The sequence below is a fragment of the bacterium genome (assembly GCA_016703265.1).
In the GTDB taxonomy this organism is placed as follows: Bacteria; Krumholzibacteriota; Krumholzibacteriia; order LZORAL124-64-63; family LZORAL124-64-63; genus CAINDZ01.
On the sequence record JADJCK010000007.1, the window covers coordinates 210431 to 226684 of the forward strand.

Here is a 16254-nt window from a genome sequence, read left to right on the forward strand (position 1 = left end):
CGACGGACAAGGGGCTACCTCCGCGCCCCGGGTCCGGCCGCCCGGGGGCCGTCAGTTCAAACGGTCCGAGTCGAAGCTCCAGTCGTCACCGCTCCAGTCGTCCTCGGAGCCGGTGCGGCGTTCTTCTTCGTCAAGCAGGTCGTCGAGCGAGACCATCTCCGGTCCGCCGAACGCTTCCAGCGGCAGTTCCCCGTTGTCACGGTCGCCGAAGGTGCGCTCGCCGAACTCGCGGTCACCCGCATCGCGCTCAGGCAGCGGGTCGCCGCCATCGCCGGCCAGCGCCGCCAGGAAGCGTTCGAGGCCACCCGATGCGAACCGGGCGCCGCCACGATCACGCTCTCCGGGGGCGGTACCGCCGTCGGCATCCACCGCATCGCCGCGCTGTCCTGCAGACTGGTCTACACAGTAACGCGCCACCAGCTCGTCGGCCAAATCAAAGTAGGCGCGGCTGCCCGCCGAACGGCGATCATAGATCACCGCGGGCTGGCCCTTCAGCGCCATCTCGGCCAGGCGGACCGTGCGGGGGATGGCCGTATCGAAGAGAAGATCACCGAAGTCGTCCTGAATGCGGGCCGCCACTTCGCGGCCGATGCGCGTGCCCTGGGAGGACATCGTCAGGAACAGGCCCTCGAGCTGCAGCGGCGCGGCGTGCGGGCCGTCATCCGGGTCGCCGGCGAAATTGCGGTCGCGGAAGGTGTCGATGAACTCCAGCAGGGCGTCGAGCGATTCGCGGCAGAGTTCCTCGTTCTGCACGGGAACCAGGTAGCCGTCCGAGGCGAGCAATGCCGCGCGCGTCGGGGCGCCGAGCCCGGGAGGGCAGTCCAGCAGGATGGTGTCGTACAGGCTGCGCGCGCGATCGACTTCACGCATCAGGTCGCCGCCGCGATCCTGCAGGTGGTCGAGGTATCGCTCTTCCTCGGCCAGCGTGAGGATGCGCGGCGATGCGAAGAAAAGATTGTCGACGGTGGACGCCTGCGCGAGGTCGACCAGACGTGCGCGCGCGGACCACAGTTCGTCGAGGCAGCGCGGCATCTCGTGCGGGCGCACGCCGAGCGTACGACACACGCCGCACTGCGGGTCCAGGCCGATGATGAGCACCGAGTGCCCCGATAAGGCCAGCGCGGCGCCGAGGTTCACCGTCGATGTCGTCTTGCCAACCCCACCCTTGCGACTGACGACACTGATGACGCGTCCGCCGACTGTATTCCAGGGCGTGCGCCGGCGCGGCAGCAACTCGGGCAGCGGCGAACCGGGCGCAGATGCGTGGGGAGCGTTGGTCTCGTCGGAATCGAAGTGCGGATCATCCATGGGTGCTTCTCCTTGCGGATGCGGATCCGTTTCCGGGAGGGAGGAAACTAGCAGCGCATGCGCGCGGAGGCAATAGGAAAACCGCGTAACGGCGTGCGGATCCTCGGGTTGTGCGGCTCCAATCAGGGGCACAGCATGAGGAGTTTCTTTACGACGGCGCCACCGCTGGCGAAGACCTCGCCGATGTTCCCGGCCAGCATGTAGGCCGGCGTTGAAACCAGTCGCGCTTCCTCGTCGACGACGACATCGGCGGGCCCGCAGGCCTGGTGCCGGGCGCCCATCGCCTCGACCAGCGCGGCGGTCGCGGCATCGTTGCCGATCGTCAGGAGCGGCCGGCCGCCCTGGCCGAACAGGCGGGCCAGGATGACCGGCGCGATGCACATCGCGGCGATCGGCTTGCGGAGCGAGTGCGCGTCGCGCAGGAACGTCTCGACTTCGGGATGCACGCGGCAGGCGGCGCCATCGGTCGCGAACGTGCACAGGTTCTTGGCGGCCCCGAATCCGCCGGGCAGCAGCACACCATCGAAGTCGCGCGCCGAGAGGCCCGCCAGCGGCCGGATGTCGCCGCGCACGAGCCGCGCCGATTCCACCAGCACGTCGCGCTCCTGTCCAATGGCCGGTTGCCCGCGCAGGTGGTCCACCACATGCATCTGCGGGCCTGCCGGCGCACAGGCCACGGCGATGGCGCCGGCTTCATGCAGCGCCAGGAGGGCAGCGCAGGCTTCGTGGATCTCGCTGCCGTCGTACACGCCGCACCCGCTCAGGATGACCGCGATTTTCTTCATGTCCGGAGCCTTTCATCCGATCGCCGCCTGGCCCGCCTCCGCAGGCATGATCCCGGCCGGGGGCAGCTCTTGTCAATGTCCCGTGCTGCATCGCCGTTGCCGCGTCCCCCGGAGTGGCGTCCGGCCGGGTGTTGGGCGGTCCCCGGATCGGGATTTGGCTTCGGCAGGTCGGCGGGCTAGCTTTGCCCGCAGGGGCTCGGCCGGCTGGTGGTCGTGCCTGAGGCGGCGTGAACGCGGCGACAGCCGGGACGGGGCGGCAATGACCGGGAAGATCGCGGTCGGCGGCATCACGAGGATCGACGGGCTGGTGCTGATCCGCATCCTGGGCGCGAACGTCGCTCACGGACTCGAAGGGCGGGCGCTGTCGGCGCTGGGCCACAAGGGTATCAACCTGACCTGCGTGTCGTCGCTGCTGGACCACGAGGGCGCAACAACGTCGGCTTTGCCGTCGGGGTGGGCGACCTGGACCAGACACTGGGCATCCTGCAATCGTTGCAGGACGAGCTGCAGGCGCGCTCGATCGAGGTGCAGCGCCGCTGCGCCGCCATCTCGATCTACGGTCCCCATTTCAGCGAACGACCGGCCATCGCCGGCGCCGTTTTCCAGGCCACGGGCGAGGCCGGGGTCGAGATCCGCATGATCGCGACGTCCCTGTCGACCGTCTCATTCCTGACCAGCGAGGAACAGGCGGACCTGGCCGTCCAGAAGCTCCAGGAGCACTTCCTGGTGCCCTGAGGGCCTTTCCGGGGCCGTTCCGGGGCTGTTCCGGCGCGAATCGGGGGGCATGCCCGCCCCGGGCGGCGGGGCCGCAGGCCGCCCCGCGACTGAATAATTTGATGCAACTTTTACGGAATCCGTGTGTTACCTTGGGATCTCGACGGGGGGCCGCAGGTGCGGGCCCCGGTTTTTATTGACGAAACCCGTAACGCTGAATCCGCAACGCCAAACCTGTGGCGCCAGGTCGCGCCCGAGGATGTCAATGACCCCGCCAGCCAAGGTCTATTTCGACCGTAATGAGAACCGCTACGGTCCCGCCCCTGCCTGCATGCAGGTGTTGAGGGAGGCGGAAGGTGAGCTGCTCTTCAACTACAGCCGCACCTTCCAGCGCGGGTACTACAGTGAGCTCTCGGCGCGGCTGGCGGCCATCCACGGCGTTGATGAGCAGCGGATCATCCTCGGATACGGTTGCGAGGACATCCTCAAGGAGGCCGTGCACCACTTCCTGCCGGCCGGTCGCGCGGTGCTGATCCCGTCCGCGTCGTGGTGGTACTACCATGCCGTGGCGGCTGAAGTCGGCGGCGTGACGACGGAGTACCCGCTGCGCCCGGTGCGGAACCGCTACGAGTACGATGTCGAGGCCCTGCTGCGCCTGCGCGAGACCGCGGACCCGGCGCTCGTCCTGCTGGCTTCCCCGAACAACCCGACCGGCAATTCGCTCGGGCGGTCGGATCTCCGGCGGCTGCTCGAGGCCTATCGCGGCGTGCCTTTCGTGCTGGACCAGGCGTACTTCGGCTTTACGCCCGCGGCGCAGGACGATGTCGGCGCCCTGACGGGCGAGTTCGGCGACCTCCTGGTCCTGCGCACCTTCAGCAAGCTCTATGCGCTGGCCGGCGTGCGGATCGGCTACGCCCTCTGCGGGAACGACCTCGAGGTGTTCCGCCGGTTCTGTGCGCGTAACCTCGGCTACAACCGGATCTCCGAGAAGCTGGCGCTGGCTGCCCTCGACAGCCCCGGCTACTACCGCGACGTTGCTGCGGGAATGTCGCGGTCGCGCCAGCAGCTGTACGACCTGTTCGGGTCGCTTCCCGGCTGCGCCGTCTACGAGTCGGAGGCGAATTTCGTCCTCGTCAAGATGCCGCCCGAGATGGCGGTGCTGCTCGAGCGCGAATTGAATGCCCGCGGCATGATCGTCAAGTTCCTCAAGGAAACCGGCTTCACCGACCACGCGCGGATCAGCCTCGGCAACGCGGAGGAAACCGACCAGCTGGTCGCCGCCATCGGGTCGCTGCTGGCGCGCCCGGCCGTCCGCTCCCGTGCGATCGGGGAATCGGCATGACGAGCTGGGCTGGCCGCTGGCTGGCCGACTACCGACGCATGCTGAAAGGCCCGGAACTGGAGGAGCCGTTCGACGTCTGGCTCTACCGGCCCCTGGCCTACCTTCTCGTCAAGGTGATCGCACCGACTCCCATCACGCCCAACCAGGTCACCGCCTTCAATCTCCTGCCGGGCCTTGCTGCTGCGTGGTGCTACTGGCAGGGGACGCCCGGCGGCTATCTCGCCGGCGCGGTCCTGCTGTTCGCCACCAACGTCATCGACTGCGTCGACGGCATGCTGGCCCGTGTGCGCGGCGCCGGGTCGGTGACCGGTTATATCCTCGATGGACTCGCCGACTACATCATCCAGGTTTCCCTGTTCGTCGCGCTGCTGCATGGAGTCGCCGTGACCGAGGGCGATCCGTGGCTCAGCCTGGCCTGCGGCGTGCCGGCCGGCCTGGTCTTCGCCTGGTGGTGCGCACGGCTCGACCTGCTGCGCGGCGAGTGGCTGGCCAGGGTCCACGGCCGCCGTCGCGATCCGCACGCGGAACTCGCCGCGCTTCGCCGCGAAGCCGAGCAGTGGCGCCGGCAGGGTGGACATCACCTGGAGCGCGCCCTGGTGGGAGCTTTCGGCATCTATGTGCGGCTCTGGTATCGCGGCGGGGATTCCGACCCGGCGACCGTCGCCGATGAACCCCTGGCCGAGTGGATGTGCCGCAAGCGGCCCGTTCTGCGGCTGGCGGTCCTGATGGGCCCATCGACCCATATCACGCTGATCGTGATCGCCGGCCTGCTGGCGCGACCCCTCTGGTATCTCTGGACGGCGCTCGTACTGGGTGCCTTCTGGGGCGCCATGGTGCTGGGCCTGCAGGCTGTCCGGGAGCGCGGGTCCCTTGTCCGGACTTCCTGAGGAGATGGTCTTGCAAGTGCTGCTGCTGGCCGCGGGCCAGGCGACCCGTTTGCGGCCGCTGACCGACGACCGACCCAAGTGCCTGCTCGAAGTCGGCGGCCGCCCGATCGTGTCGCGGGCCGTGGCCCAGCTCCTGTCGCGCGGCCTGCGGCAGATCACGATCGTCGACGGCTACCGCGGTGACATGATCCGCGCGACGCTCGCAGCGGAGTTCCCCGACGTCGCCTTCCGCTTCATCCGCAACGAGGACTTCGCAACGACCAACAACGCGTGGTCGATGCACCTGGCCGCAGACCTGCCGCCCGGCCCGCTCATGCTTCTCGATTCCGATATCGTGTTCGACACCGGCGTGCTCGACCTGCTGCTCGCCCATCCGGCGCCCAGCCGGCTGGCCCTGCGGACGCGGGGCGAGATCGGGCAGGAGGAGATGAAGGTCGTCCTTGACGGCACCGGCCTGGTGCGGGCGCTCGGCAAGGAGCTGGAGCCGTCCGCAGCGGCGGGCGAATCGGTCGGGATCGAGGTCTTCGCGGCCGATTTCGTCGCCGCGCTCTGGCCGGTCCTCCGTCGTCGTCTCCACGAGGAACAGCGCGTGGGCGAATACTACGAGGACGCCTTCCTCGAGTTGATCGGGGCCGGGTGGCCGGTGGCCGCCGTGGACATCGGGGCCCTGGCCTGCCGCGAGATCGACACGGTCGCCGACCTGGAGGCCGCCCGCACGGAGTTCAGTGACCCATGATGACTGCCACCGCCTGGGGATTCCTGCTCGGCTGGGTCGGCTCGATGCCGATCGCCGGCGCTGTCTCCGTCTTCATCGTACAGCGCGGGCTGGCCGGCAGGTGGCGGAACGGCCTGGCAATGGCGCTGGGTTCGGCGATCGTCGAAGGCGCCTGGTGCCTGCTCGTGCTGGTCGGCGCGTCGCGCGTGCTCGGGCGCTGGCCGCTGGTTGCCGATTTCGCGCGGGCGATCGGCGGCATGGTGGTCACGGGCCTCGGCGTCTATTTCCTGCGCCGGCACACATCGCTGCCGACTGCGGGCCGCATCCCCGACCCGCCGCGCCGGAGCCTGGGCGGCGACTTCCGCAACGGCGCCGTGCTGGTCGCCGCGAATCCGCTGGTGCCCGTCAACTGGCTGGCCCTGGTGACCGCCGCGGCCTCGCTCGGCCTGGACCCCAACGTTTCACCACCGCGGTTCGCGGCCGGCGTGTCGTTCGGCGTCGTTTCCTGGTTCACGACGATGCTCTGGGTGCTTTCGTCCGTGCGGCATCGCCTGTCGGCACGCCAGCTTGACCGGATCATGCACGGGCTCGGCGCGGTCCTGGTGGTGGCCGGCGTGCTGGTGATCTGGCGCGAGATCGCGATGCACTACTAGTAGTCGAAGCTCGACCCCCCGATAAACTCCCGCAGGATCGACGTTGGCGGCACCTGGCTGGCGTCGATCGGCAGCAGCAGCGAAAGCTGCTCGATCAGCGTGCGTGCCAGCCAGTAGAACGGGTCGTCCGGCTCGACCCCCGCCAGCCGGGGTTCGGCCCACAGCTTCAGGACCGGCAGTTCGTAGGTGAGCCCCGAATTGAAGAACAGGTCGGCGTTGTTCTGGTACGGGAAGATGTGCAGTTCCTCGCCCTGCCTGACCTTCGGCCAGCGCGCCAGCGTCTGGCTGGCGGTGTAGCCGCGGTACTGGGCGTCGCGCACGATGCGGCGGAACAGCCGGCTGTGCGTGGTCTTGATGTAGCTGTGGCTGTCGATGTTCAGGTGGCTCAGCGCCGAGACATAGATCTGCAGCTTGTCTCCGGCGGCCACCGAAGCCGTGAGCGCCGGGTTCAGGGCGTGGATGCCCTCGACGATGAGCGGCTGGCCCGCAGCCAGGCGCGTGGCCGTCGCCGATTCGCGTCCGGTCCCGCTGCGGAAGTCGAACTCCGGCAGGTGCACTTCGCGACCGGCCAGCAGATCCTCGAGGTGCTGGTTGAAGAGGTCGATCTTCAGCGCGCCCAGCGCTTCAAAGTCGAAGTCGCCGTCCGGTCCCCGCGGGGTCGCCTCGCGATCGACGAAGTAGTTGTCGAGCGACAGCGCGAACGGCTTCAGGCCGAGCACCCGCAACTGCACCATCAGGCGCTTGGCGCTGCTCGTCTTGCCCGAGCTGGACGGGCCCGCCAGCAGCACCAGGCGCCCGCGCACGGGCAGTCCGGCCACGCGCTGCGCCGCCTCGACGAAGAACTGGTTGTGCCGCGCCTCGGCCACCTGGATCAGTTCGCCCGTGCGGCCGTCGACGATGTGCTGGTTCAGATGCCCCGTGTCCGGCACGCCGATCATGTCGACCCAGCGCGAGTCCTCGCGCAGCGTCTCGAGCAGCTTGGGCTGGCGCCGGAAGGCGGGTACGGTCTCGGGGCGTCCCTTCTCGTTGGTCAGGAGCACGAAGCCGGGCGCCTCGGGCACCAGATGAAAGGCCTTCAGGTAGCCGGTGGAGGGCAACTGGCGGCCATAGTACATCAGCCGCGCGCCTTCCATGCGGTACATGACCAGCGTGTCGCGACGCAGGTACTTCGCCGAACGCCAGGCGCGCTCGTCGCCGTTGCGACGGAGGATCTTCAGCAGAGCGCGCAGGCCGAAACGCTGCGGCGTGAGCGGCAGGTCCTGCGCCACGAGATCGCGCATGCGGTTCTCCAGCAGGGCGATCTCGTCTACCGACAGCGGCTCGGGGCGTTCGAGTTCGCAGTACATGCCGCTGTCGTAGCTGAAATGGAAATACAGGGGGTTCTCGGGGAACAGCTGCTCGGCGGCGACGGCGGCCACGAACTGCACCGTGCGCTGGATGGTGCTCTGCGCCTGCGGATCGCGCAGGCGGATCAGGCGCACCCGTTCGTCGCTCGACAAGGGTTCGGCCAGAGGTGTGCGACGACCGTTGATCGAGGCCAGCGACACCGGGTTGTCACCTTGCAGCCAGTTCGGGTGGGCCTGCTCGAGGTACTGCAGGACAGTGATGCCCGAGGCGACCTCGATCCGCCGCCCGTCCAGCTCGATCGTGATCATCTCCGTCGCCATGCCGTTGCCCTTCCGCTTCCGGGGCTAGTCCCGGTTGCCGCGCTTGCCCTTGCCCGCACCATCGCCGCCAGCACTCGCGTTGCCGGCGCCCTTGTCCCTGGCCGGCGCTGCCGGCGTTGGCGGCGCGGCAGGAGCGGACGCACCGGTGTCACCGCCCGCGCCACTGTCCTTCGGCGCGGAACCGGCCTCGGCAGTTCCTTCCTTCGGCCGGGAACGGTTCGCCTTGCGCGAATCGTTGATGTAGAATCCGTCTCCCTTGAAGAGGACTCCCAGGCCGCCGCTGATCTGCAGCTCGACCTTGCTGCGGCAAAGGGGGCAGCGTTGGCGCCGCGGCGCCGACATGGGCTTGAATTCGGTCGTCAACTCGCCGCAGCGCGTGCACTTGTACTCGTAGGTGGGCAAGGTGTGTGCTCCCCGGCGCCGGTTGGGTGGCATGGTTCCGCGCCGCGGGCCCGGCGGGCCGCGCGCGACGGCAGGCGAGCGGCAACAAGCGGCCATGATCGCCGACCAGCGGCCGAAACGCCAGTTCCCGGTTGGCGGCGATGCGAGGGCGGACTTCACAGGAAGCGGGGCGCGATGAAAGTGGCGATCAACGGGTTCGGCAGCCGGGGGCGCGCGGTGTTCCGGGCCCTGCAGGGACGGCCCGGCCTGGAACTGGTGGCCGTCAACGCCGCCCTGGACGCCGAGACCATGGCCTACCTGGCGCGGCGCGATTCGGTGCGCGGTCCGTTCCCCGGCGGCTGCGAACTGGTCGACGGCTGCCTCGTCACCGCGCGCGGGTCGGCCCTGTTGACGGCGGCCACCGACCCCGGTGACCTGCCCTGGCGGCGGCTGGGCGTAGAGGTGGTGGTCGAGGCCGGGGACTGCCTGGACGGTTGCGGGATCCCGAATCGGCACCTGGCGGCCGGGGCCCGCAAGGTCGTCGTGGCGGGGGCGGCGCACGACGGCGTCGAGGTGACGATCTTCGTCGGCGCGAACGACGATGCGCTGCAACCGCGGCACGCCGTCATGGCCACCGGTTCCGGCGCCGCCAACTGCCTGGCGCATCTCGCCGGCGTCCTGGACAGCGCCTTCGGCCTGGACCTGGGATTGATGACCCGTACCGGCCCCGGCCCTGCCGACCAGTGCCTGGTCGATGCGCCGCACGCCGACCCTCGGCGCGGGCGCGCGGCCGGCCGGAATATCGTGCCCACGCTGGAAGGATCCGGGCGCGAGGTGGGCCGGGCCCTGGCGCACCTGGCGGGCCGGCTCGACGCCCAGGCGCTGTGCGTGCCGGTGGCGGGCGGGTCGCTGCTCGAACTGGTGGCCGTGCTGCGCCGCGAGACCACCGCCGGTGCCGTGAACGAGGCCTTTCGCCTGGCCGCCGAGCTGCCGGCCCTGGCCGGCATCCTCGGGATCGCCGAGGATCCGCTCGTCTCGACCGATATCGTCGGCGACAGCCGGTCGTGCGTCTTCGACCCGGGCTGCACGCGCGTTCCCGGGGCCCGCACGGCAAGGACGGCCGCCTGGTTCGATGAGGACTGGAGCGTGGCGGGGCGCGTCTGCGACCTGCTCGAGCGGCTGGCGAAAACCGGATGATTCCGGCCCGCTTGTGGCCGCCGGTCCGGATGTTGTATCATCATGCAGGCAGGGGGCCCGGACGGCCGCCTTCCCATGCACACCTTCCCCGGACTGAAGCGAGTTCGCCATGACCCGTCGTTCCTCCTGCTGCATCCTGGCGGCGGCCCTCGTGCTTTCGCTGGCCGTGACCAGCCAGGTCCGGGCCGAGGGCGTCGCTGCACCGGTCGTCACCCCGGTCGGCGAATCGCTCAGCCCCCTGGCGCCCCTGCCCGAGGCCACGCCCTGGAGCGGCCCGCACGGGACGCGGCAGCATCGCGCGCGTGAAGCCGAGAGCAAGGCGCGGGCGGGGATGCGTATGCAGAAGGGCGCCGGTGCGGACGCCTCGGCCAAGGCGATGGCCGATTTCGACGTGCGCTGGTATCGCCTGGCCCTGGACCTGAATCCGACCACGCAGATCCTCACCGGCACGACCACCGTCGAGGCTGTGGTGACGAACGGACCGCTGAGCCTGCTGCACCTCAACCTCGGCAGCCAGGTGACGACCTCGGCGGCCAGGTCGGGCGGTGCCGCGACCACGTTCTCCTGGAGCGGCGGCATCCTGGCCGTCGTGCTGGATCGCGCCTACGACGCGGGTGAGAAGGTCACCGTCGACATCGACTACGCCGGCAATCCGGCGGGTTCCTACTTCGGCTGGAGCACTTTCGGCGGGCAGCCGCTCATCTGGACGCTGAGCGAGCCGTACGGCGCGCGCGTCTGGTGGCCGTGCAAGGACCTGAACACCGACAAGGCAGACTCGGTGGCCCTGGACGTGACGGTGCCGTCGAACCTGGTCGTCGCCAGCAACGGCGTGCTGACCGGGGTGACCACGCCGTCCGCGGGCAAGAAGACTTACCACTGGCGCGAGAGGTATCCGATCGCGCCGTATCTGGTGTCGCTGGCGATCCATCCCTATGCGATCATCAACGATACCTACTACCCGGATGCGGGCGGGACCATGCCGGTCACGCACTACGTGGTGCCGTCCGAACTGGCCAACGCCACCGCCGGGTTCGCGCCGACGGTGGACATGATCGGCGCGTTCGCCGATGCGTTCGGCGAGTACCCGTTCGTCGACGAGAAGTACGGCCACGCCCACTTCCCCTGGGGCGGCGGCATGGAGCACCAGACCTGCACGAGCCTCTACCACGGCACCTATGCCGAGTACATCATCGCGCACGAGCTGGGGCACCAGTGGTTCGGCGACCTCATCACCTGCGCCGACTTTTCCCATATCTGGCTGAACGAGGGCTTTGCAACCTGGTCCGAGGCCTACTGGAAGGAAGTGCGCTACGGTACGGCGTCGTACCACGCCGAGATGGCGGCGGCGCGCTACCTGGGGCCCGGCACGATCTTCGTCGAGGATCCCAGCGACTTCAACGCCATCTTCGACTACAACCTCACCTACCAGAAGGCCAGCTGGGTCCCGCACATGCTCCGGCACGTGATGGGCGATGCGACGTTCTTCGCGGGCCTGCAGCAGTACCGCGCGCAACACGGTTTCGCCAGCGCGAACACCGCGCAGTTCCAGGCCGTGATGGAGGCTGCCAGCGGCCGCGACCTGTCGGCCTTCTTCCAGCAGTGGATCTACGGGCAGTATTTCCCGCGCTACGATTTCTCGTGGGTCACCGAGCCGGCCGGGGCCGGCTGGCGCGTGCGCCTGCGCATCAAGCAGTCCCAGATCAACACCGGCCTGTTCACGATGCCGCTCGACGTGCGCATCGAGACCGAAACAGGTCCGCAGACGTTCGTCGTCGAGAACAGCCAGGCCGTGCAGTGGTACGTACTGGAACTGGACTCGCCGCCCCTGGGGCTGGCGCTGGACCCGCAGAACTGGGTGCTCTGCGACAAGCGCTTCCTGGGCACTTCCGACGTGCCGGTCGCTGCGGCCGCGGCACAGCTGCTGGGCGCTGCGCCGAATCCGTTCAACCCGCGCACGACGGTGCGGTTCAGCCTGCCGACGGCCGGCGATGTGCGGCTCGACCTGCATGACGCCGCCGGCCGCCTGGTCGCGGTCCTGGCCGAAGGGCCGTTCGCGGCCGGGGAGCACGGCGTCGCCTGGGACGGTCGCGACCGCCAGGGGCGGGCCGCAGCTTCCGGCACCTACTACGCGCGACTGCGCGCCGCCGGCGACACGGGCACCATCCCGTTGACGCTGGTGCGGTAGTGCCGGCGCTGCTGGCCGCGTCGCTCCTGTGGGCGTTCTCGTTCGGCCTCATCAAGGGCGAACTGGCCGGCCTGTCGCCGCTGGCCGTGGCGGCGGGCCGACTCGCGATCGCCGCGGCCATCTTCATGCCCCTGGCCGCGCGCGGTGCGGCCCTGCCGCGCGGCGCCCGCCTTGCCGCGGCATCCCTCGGCGCCGTCCAGTTCGGCCTCATGTACGTGCTGTATATCGCCGCCTTCGGCTGGCTCGACGCCTGGGTCGTGGCGCTGCTCACGATCTTCACGCCGCTCTACGTCATGCTCCTGGCCCGGGGGCTGACGGCGCGCCGGCGGGCGCGGGGGCTGTTCGCAACGTTGCTGGCGGTACTCGGGGCGGCGCTCGTCACCTGGAAGGAAGCGGGTGCGACGGTCGGTTGGCCCGGGATCCTGCTGCTGCAGGGGTCCAACCTGTGCTTTGCCTGGGGGCAGCTGCGGTTCGGCGCGCTGAAGCAGCGCACGGGCGCTGCCGACGTGCCGCTCCTGGCCTGGATGTACCTCGGCGCTGCAGCGGTCACCGCGGCGGCGCTCCCGGTTTCGCTGCTGCTCGGGCACCTGCCGTTCGCCGGGTGGACGCCGCGGTCTCTCCTGGTGCTGCTCTACCTCGGCGCCCTGCCGACGGCCGCCGGCTTCTACCTGTGGAATCGGGGCGCCGCCCGCACCCAGCCCGCGTTCCTGGCGGCAGCCAACAACCTGAAGGTGCCGCTGGCCGTGGTCGTGTCGTGGCTGGTATTCGGCGAGGACGCGGCCGGCGCGACGGCGCTGTGCGGCATGGCCCTTCTGGTGGGCGCGCTGGTCGTGGCCGGCAACCCCGATGCGCGCAACGCCTAGCGCCTAGCGCGTCTCGCCGTCCAGCCCCAGCGCGCGCCACAGGAAGGCGTAGCGGTCGGCGGCCTCGGCGATCACCATCGCCGTGGGCTTGCCGGCGCCGTGGCCGGCCCTGGTCTGGATGCGGATCAGCACCGGCAGGTTGCCTGCCTGGCATGCCTGCAGCCGTGCGGCGTACTTGAAGCTGTGGCCGGGCACGACGCGGTCGTCGTGGTCGGCGGTCATGACCATCGTCGCCGGGTAGTGCGTTCCCGGCCGGAGGTTGTGGTACGGGCTGTACGCGTGGAGCACGGGGAACATCTCCGGGTCGGCGCTGCTGCCGTAGTCGCTCGTCCAGGCCCACCCGATCGTGAATTCCTGGAACCGCAGCATGTCCATCACGCCCACGGCCGGAATGGCGGCGCCGAACAGTCCGGGTCGCTGGTTGACGACGGCACCCACCAGGAGGCCGCCGTTGCTGCCGCCGTGGATCGCCAGCCGGTTCGGGTTCGTGTAGCCCTGTGCCACGAGGTACTCTGCCGCGGCGATGAAGTCGTCGAAGACGTTCTGCTTGTTCTTCAGGATGCCGCCTTCGTGCCACGTCTCGCCGTACTCGCCGCCGCCCCGCAGGTTGGCCACGGCGTAGATGCCGCCCTTCTCGAGCCAGGGCAGCAGGGCGATCGAGAAGGCGGGCTGCAGCGGGATGTTGAAGCCGCCGTAGCCGTAGAGGATGGTGGGGTTGCTGCCGTCCAGCGCCAGGTCGTTGCGGTGGACGAGGAACATGGGCACGCGCGTGCCGTCCCTGCTTTCGAAGAACACCTGTGTCGTCCGGTAGGCAGCGAAGTCGAACCTGATCTCCGGCTTGAGGAACAGTGTGCTTTGGCCCGTCGTGAAATCGTAGTGGTAGATCTCGTTCGGGTTCAGGAAGCTGTTGAACGTATACCACGTCTCGGTATCGTCGGGATGGCCGTGGAAGCCGGTCACCGCGCCCAGGCCGGGCAGTTCGATGGTCCCGAGCGCCGCGCCGTCCAGCCCGACGATCCTCACGCGGCTGGCCACGTCGTGCATGGTGGTGAGCACGAGGCTGTGGTTGACCAGGCTCACGGCGTCGATCGGGTCGGGTCCCTCCGGCACCACCTCGCGCCACGCGGCAGGCGAGGGATCCGCCAGGTCGACGGCGATGATCCGCTCGCGGGGCGCGTCCTTGTTCGTCCGAATGTAGAACAGCGTGCCGTTGTTGCCGATGAACTCGTAGCTGGCATCGAAGGCGTCGAACAGGGGGCGCACGACCTTGCTCTTGTCGGCCAGGTCCTTGTAGTAGAGCCGGTTGTTGCGGCTCGTGCCCTGCGAGATGTTGATGACCAGGTAGCGGCCGTCGTCGCTGACGACGCCGCCGAAGCCCCACTCCTTCTCCTCGGGACGCTCGTACACGAGAACATCGCGGTCCTGGGTGGTGCCCAGGCGATGGTAGTACAGCTTCTGGAAGTAGTTGGCGCCCTCGAAGGCCTCGCCCTCGCGCGGGGCCGCGTAGCGGCTGTAGAAGAAGCCTTCCGCTGCGTGGTCCCACGCGGCATCGCTGAACTTGCTCCACTCGACCTTGTCCGGCAGGTCCCTGCCGGTGGCGATGTCGCGAACGTACCACACGCGCCAGTCCGAACCGCTGACGCTGGTGGACCACGCCAGGTACCGGCCATCGCGGCTGATGCCGGTGCCGCCAAGGGCCACCGTGCCGTCATCACTCAGGTTGTTCGGGTCGAGCAGGACGCGCGGTTCGCCGTCGGGCGTGTCCTGCACGTAGAGCACGGCCTGCGCCTGCAGCCCGTCGTTCCTGGAGAAGAAGGTGCGCCCGCCCTCGCGCACCGGCGCCGAGGTACGGGCGTAGTCCCACAACCCGGTCAGGCGTGCGGCGAAGATCTCGCGTTCGGGAATGCCGGCCAGGTAGTCGAACGTCACGCGGTTCTGGGCCTCGACCCAGGCGCGCGTCGCCGGCGCATCGACGTCCTCGAGCCAGCGATAGGGGTCCGCCACGACGGTGCCGTGGTAATCGTCCGCTTGGGCGACGGTCGCGGTCTGCGGGTAGTTCAGCCTGGGCATGTCCACCGGTTCCCTGGTCAGGCGCACGGTTGCGTCCGCGCCGGCCTTGTCCCGTTCGCGGCAGCCGGCGAGCAGTGCGCACGCGGTCGCGAGCATGATGGTCCGCTGCTTCGCATTCATCCGGGGGTCTCCTCGGCCGCGCCCGGGGGGACGGGCCTGCGCTGGGCGGATTCGGGGGACGGGCCGGCGCTGCGTCAGGGGACGAGCCGGGCTATCATAGGCGACAACGCGCAGGTTGTCAGGCGGGCAATCCGGCCCGTACAATGAGCGGAACGTCCGGGAGCCGACCATGCCGCTAGCCGTCATCTACGAGGACAATCACCTGCTGGCGGTGGCCAAGCCGGCAGGCCTGCTGTCCCAGGGTGACGCCGGCGGTGAGGCTTCGCTCGTCGACCTGGCGCGGGCCTACCTGAAGGAACGCTACGCCAAGCCGGGCAACGTCTATGTGGGCCTGGTCCATCGGCTCGATCGCAACGCCAGCGGCCTGGTGCTGCTGGCGCGCACCAGCAAGGCGGCCTCGCGGCTTTCGGCCTGTTTTCGCGACGGCACGGTCGAAAAGACATACCTTGCGGTCTGTGCCGGCCTTCCGTCGCCGCAACAGGGCGGGCTCACGCATTGGCTGGCGCCGACCGGCGACCGTCAGGGTGTCACGCGCGCCGAACGCGCCCCGTTTCCGGACGCGCGTGAATCCCGCCTGACCTACCAGGTGCGGGAGACGCATGAGGGCTTCAGCCTACTGGAAGTACGGCCGATCACCGGCCGCCGGCACCAGATCCGGGCCCAGTTGGCCCTGGCCGGGTGGCCACTGCTGGGCGATGTCAAGTACGGCAGCCGGCGCCGGTTGCCCGATCACCGCGTGGCCCTTCACGCATGGGGTTTGACCGTGGCGCACCCGGTGGGCGGGCGTGCCCTGAGCCTGGAATGTCCCCTTCCCGTGGATTGGCCGTGGCCCGTGCCGCCCGTCCGCACGGAGGAATGATGTCATATCGCCGTGGCTTCCCTTGCGTACCGGTCGTCGCCTGCCTGCTGGCGCTCGCCATTCCGGCGGCAGCGCCGCGTCAGGCAGCCGGCGCCGTGCCGGAGTCCGAAACCGCGCCCGTGGTCTGGTCGAATTTCCGCGAGGGCAAGACCGCCGCGCGTCACCAGGACCGGCCACTGCTGGTCTATTTCACCGCGGCCCGCAACACCGAATCCGGGCGCCTGGATCGCGAGACCTGGACGGACCGCCGCGTGCGCGCGTATCTCGCCGCGAACCTGGTGACCGTCCGCGTCGACATGCAGGACATGCCGGGGGTTGCCGAGAAGTACGGCGTGGGCGAGCCGCCCGCCGTCATGCTGCTTTCCCCGCAGGGCAGCCCGCTGGTGGTGATCCGCGGGTTCCACGGCCCGGATTCGATCCTGCGCGTGGCGACCTACGCCGTCTCGGGTGCCTGGGAATACGCGGATTATGCAACCTGGCTCTCTCGCCAGCCCAACCGCTGAGGAAC

At 69.4% G+C, this 16254-nt stretch carries 15 protein-coding genes; 10 read left to right on the forward strand and 5 right to left on the reverse strand.

Annotation, left to right across the window (positions count from 1 at the left end; genetic code table 11):
- Nucleotides 1-51 precede the first annotated feature (51 nt).
- Both IPG61_14740 and elbB read right to left on the reverse strand, forming a co-directional pair.
- A complete protein-coding gene (locus IPG61_14740; protein MBK6735306.1) occupies nt 52-1308 on the reverse strand; it encodes a ParA family protein in 1257 nt (418 codons plus the stop codon).
- Nucleotides 1309-1430: 122 nt separating this feature from the next.
- A complete protein-coding gene (gene elbB / locus IPG61_14745; protein MBK6735307.1) occupies nt 1431-2093 on the reverse strand; it encodes an isoprenoid biosynthesis glyoxalase ElbB in 663 nt (220 codons plus the stop codon).
- Between the two features lie 453 nt (nt 2094-2546).
- On the opposite strand from elbB, the gene IPG61_14750 reads away from it, so the two are divergent.
- The 5 genes from IPG61_14750 (at nt 2547) to IPG61_14770 (ending at nt 6404) form a co-directional block, all read left to right on the forward strand.
- Nucleotides 2547-2828: an ACT domain-containing protein gene (locus IPG61_14750; protein MBK6735308.1), complete on the forward strand. Its 282-nt coding sequence runs from the start codon at nt 2547-2549 to the stop codon at nt 2826-2828.
- 244 nt (nt 2829-3072) lie between these two features.
- Nucleotides 3073-4149, forward strand: a complete 1077-nt coding sequence (locus tag IPG61_14755) for a histidinol-phosphate aminotransferase family protein (protein MBK6735309.1) — start codon at nt 3073-3075, stop codon at nt 4147-4149.
- A complete protein-coding gene (locus IPG61_14760) occupies nt 4146-5036 on the forward strand; it encodes a CDP-alcohol phosphatidyltransferase family protein (GenBank protein ID MBK6735310.1) in 891 nt (296 codons plus the stop codon). Before IPG61_14755 ends, IPG61_14760 begins: the two co-directional genes overlap by 4 nt.
- A 10-nt stretch (nt 5037-5046) precedes the next feature.
- Complete coding sequence (locus IPG61_14765; GenBank protein MBK6735311.1) at nt 5047-5772, forward strand: phosphocholine cytidylyltransferase family protein; 726 nt, start codon at nt 5047-5049, stop codon at nt 5770-5772.
- On the forward strand, nt 5769-6404 hold the full coding sequence (locus tag IPG61_14770; GenBank protein ID MBK6735312.1) for a LysE family transporter: 636 nt from the start codon (nt 5769-5771) through the stop codon (nt 6402-6404). Before IPG61_14765 ends, IPG61_14770 begins: the two co-directional genes overlap by 4 nt.
- Here the strand turns inward: IPG61_14770 and IPG61_14775 are convergent.
- Together IPG61_14775 and IPG61_14780 are read right to left on the reverse strand one after the other, a co-directional pair.
- Nucleotides 6401-8071 (reverse strand): nucleoside kinase, encoded by a 1671-nt coding sequence (locus IPG61_14775; protein ID MBK6735313.1) that lies wholly within the window; start codon nt 8069-8071, stop codon nt 6401-6403. The genes IPG61_14770 and IPG61_14775 overlap by 4 nt on opposite strands.
- Before the next feature lie 24 nt (nt 8072-8095).
- Nucleotides 8096-8473: a hypothetical protein gene (locus tag IPG61_14780; GenBank protein ID MBK6735314.1), complete on the reverse strand. Its 378-nt coding sequence runs from the start codon at nt 8471-8473 to the stop codon at nt 8096-8098.
- 174 nt (nt 8474-8647) lie between these two features.
- Between IPG61_14780 and IPG61_14785 the strand changes: the two genes are divergently transcribed.
- The 3 genes from IPG61_14785 to IPG61_14795 all read left to right on the forward strand — a co-directional run bounded on the left by IPG61_14785 (nt 8648) and on the right by IPG61_14795 (nt 12697).
- Entirely contained in the window at nt 8648-9649 is a 1002-nt protein-coding gene (locus IPG61_14785) for an aldehyde dehydrogenase (protein MBK6735315.1), read from the forward strand.
- A 109-nt stretch (nt 9650-9758) separates the two neighbouring features.
- Complete coding sequence (locus IPG61_14790) at nt 9759-11834, forward strand: hypothetical protein (GenBank protein ID MBK6735316.1); 2076 nt, start codon at nt 9759-9761, stop codon at nt 11832-11834.
- On the forward strand, nt 11834-12697 hold the full coding sequence (locus IPG61_14795; GenBank protein ID MBK6735317.1) for an EamA family transporter: 864 nt from the start codon (nt 11834-11836) through the stop codon (nt 12695-12697). Before IPG61_14790 ends, IPG61_14795 begins: the two co-directional genes overlap by 1 nt.
- A 3-nt stretch (nt 12698-12700) precedes the next feature.
- Here IPG61_14795 and IPG61_14800 read toward each other — a convergent pair whose 3' ends face one another.
- A complete protein-coding gene (locus IPG61_14800; GenBank protein MBK6735318.1) occupies nt 12701-14767 on the reverse strand; it encodes a S9 family peptidase in 2067 nt (688 codons plus the stop codon).
- Between the two features lie 289 nt (nt 14768-15056).
- On the opposite strand from IPG61_14800, the gene IPG61_14805 reads away from it, so the two are divergent.
- Nucleotides 15057-15746 carry an RNA pseudouridine synthase gene (locus IPG61_14805; GenBank protein ID MBK6735319.1) on the forward strand — a complete coding sequence of 230 codons (690 nt, stop codon included), beginning with the start codon at nt 15057-15059 and terminating at the stop codon, nt 15744-15746.
- Complete coding sequence (locus IPG61_14810) at nt 15746-16249, forward strand: thioredoxin family protein (GenBank protein ID MBK6735320.1); 504 nt, start codon at nt 15746-15748, stop codon at nt 16247-16249. Before IPG61_14805 ends, IPG61_14810 begins: the two co-directional genes overlap by 1 nt.
- Nucleotides 16250-16254: the final 5 nt, after the last annotated feature.

Coding starts and splice junctions, on each gene's coding strand:
- IPG61_14740 (MBK6735306.1), bottom strand. CDS start 1,308: ATGGATGATCCGCACTTCGATTCCGACGAGACCAACGCTCCCCACGCA.
- elbB (MBK6735307.1), bottom strand. CDS start 2,093: ATGAAGAAAATCGCGGTCATCCTGAGCGGGTGCGGCGTGTACGACGGC.
- IPG61_14755 (MBK6735309.1), top strand. CDS start 3,073: ATGACCCCGCCAGCCAAGGTCTATTTCGACCGTAATGAGAACCGCTAC.
- IPG61_14760 (MBK6735310.1), top strand. CDS start 4,146: ATGACGAGCTGGGCTGGCCGCTGGCTGGCCGACTACCGACGCATGCTG.
- IPG61_14770 (MBK6735312.1), top strand. CDS start 5,769: ATGATGACTGCCACCGCCTGGGGATTCCTGCTCGGCTGGGTCGGCTCG.
- IPG61_14775 (MBK6735313.1), bottom strand. CDS start 8,071: ATGGCGACGGAGATGATCACGATCGAGCTGGACGGGCGGCGGATCGAG.
- IPG61_14785 (MBK6735315.1), top strand. CDS start 8,648: ATGAAAGTGGCGATCAACGGGTTCGGCAGCCGGGGGCGCGCGGTGTTC.
- IPG61_14790 (MBK6735316.1), top strand. CDS start 9,759: ATGACCCGTCGTTCCTCCTGCTGCATCCTGGCGGCGGCCCTCGTGCTT.
- IPG61_14800 (MBK6735318.1), bottom strand. CDS start 14,767: ATGCCCAGGCTGAACTACCCGCAGACCGCGACCGTCGCCCAAGCGGAC.
- IPG61_14805 (MBK6735319.1), top strand. CDS start 15,057: ATGCCGCTAGCCGTCATCTACGAGGACAATCACCTGCTGGCGGTGGCC.
- IPG61_14810 (MBK6735320.1), top strand. CDS start 15,746: ATGTCATATCGCCGTGGCTTCCCTTGCGTACCGGTCGTCGCCTGCCTG.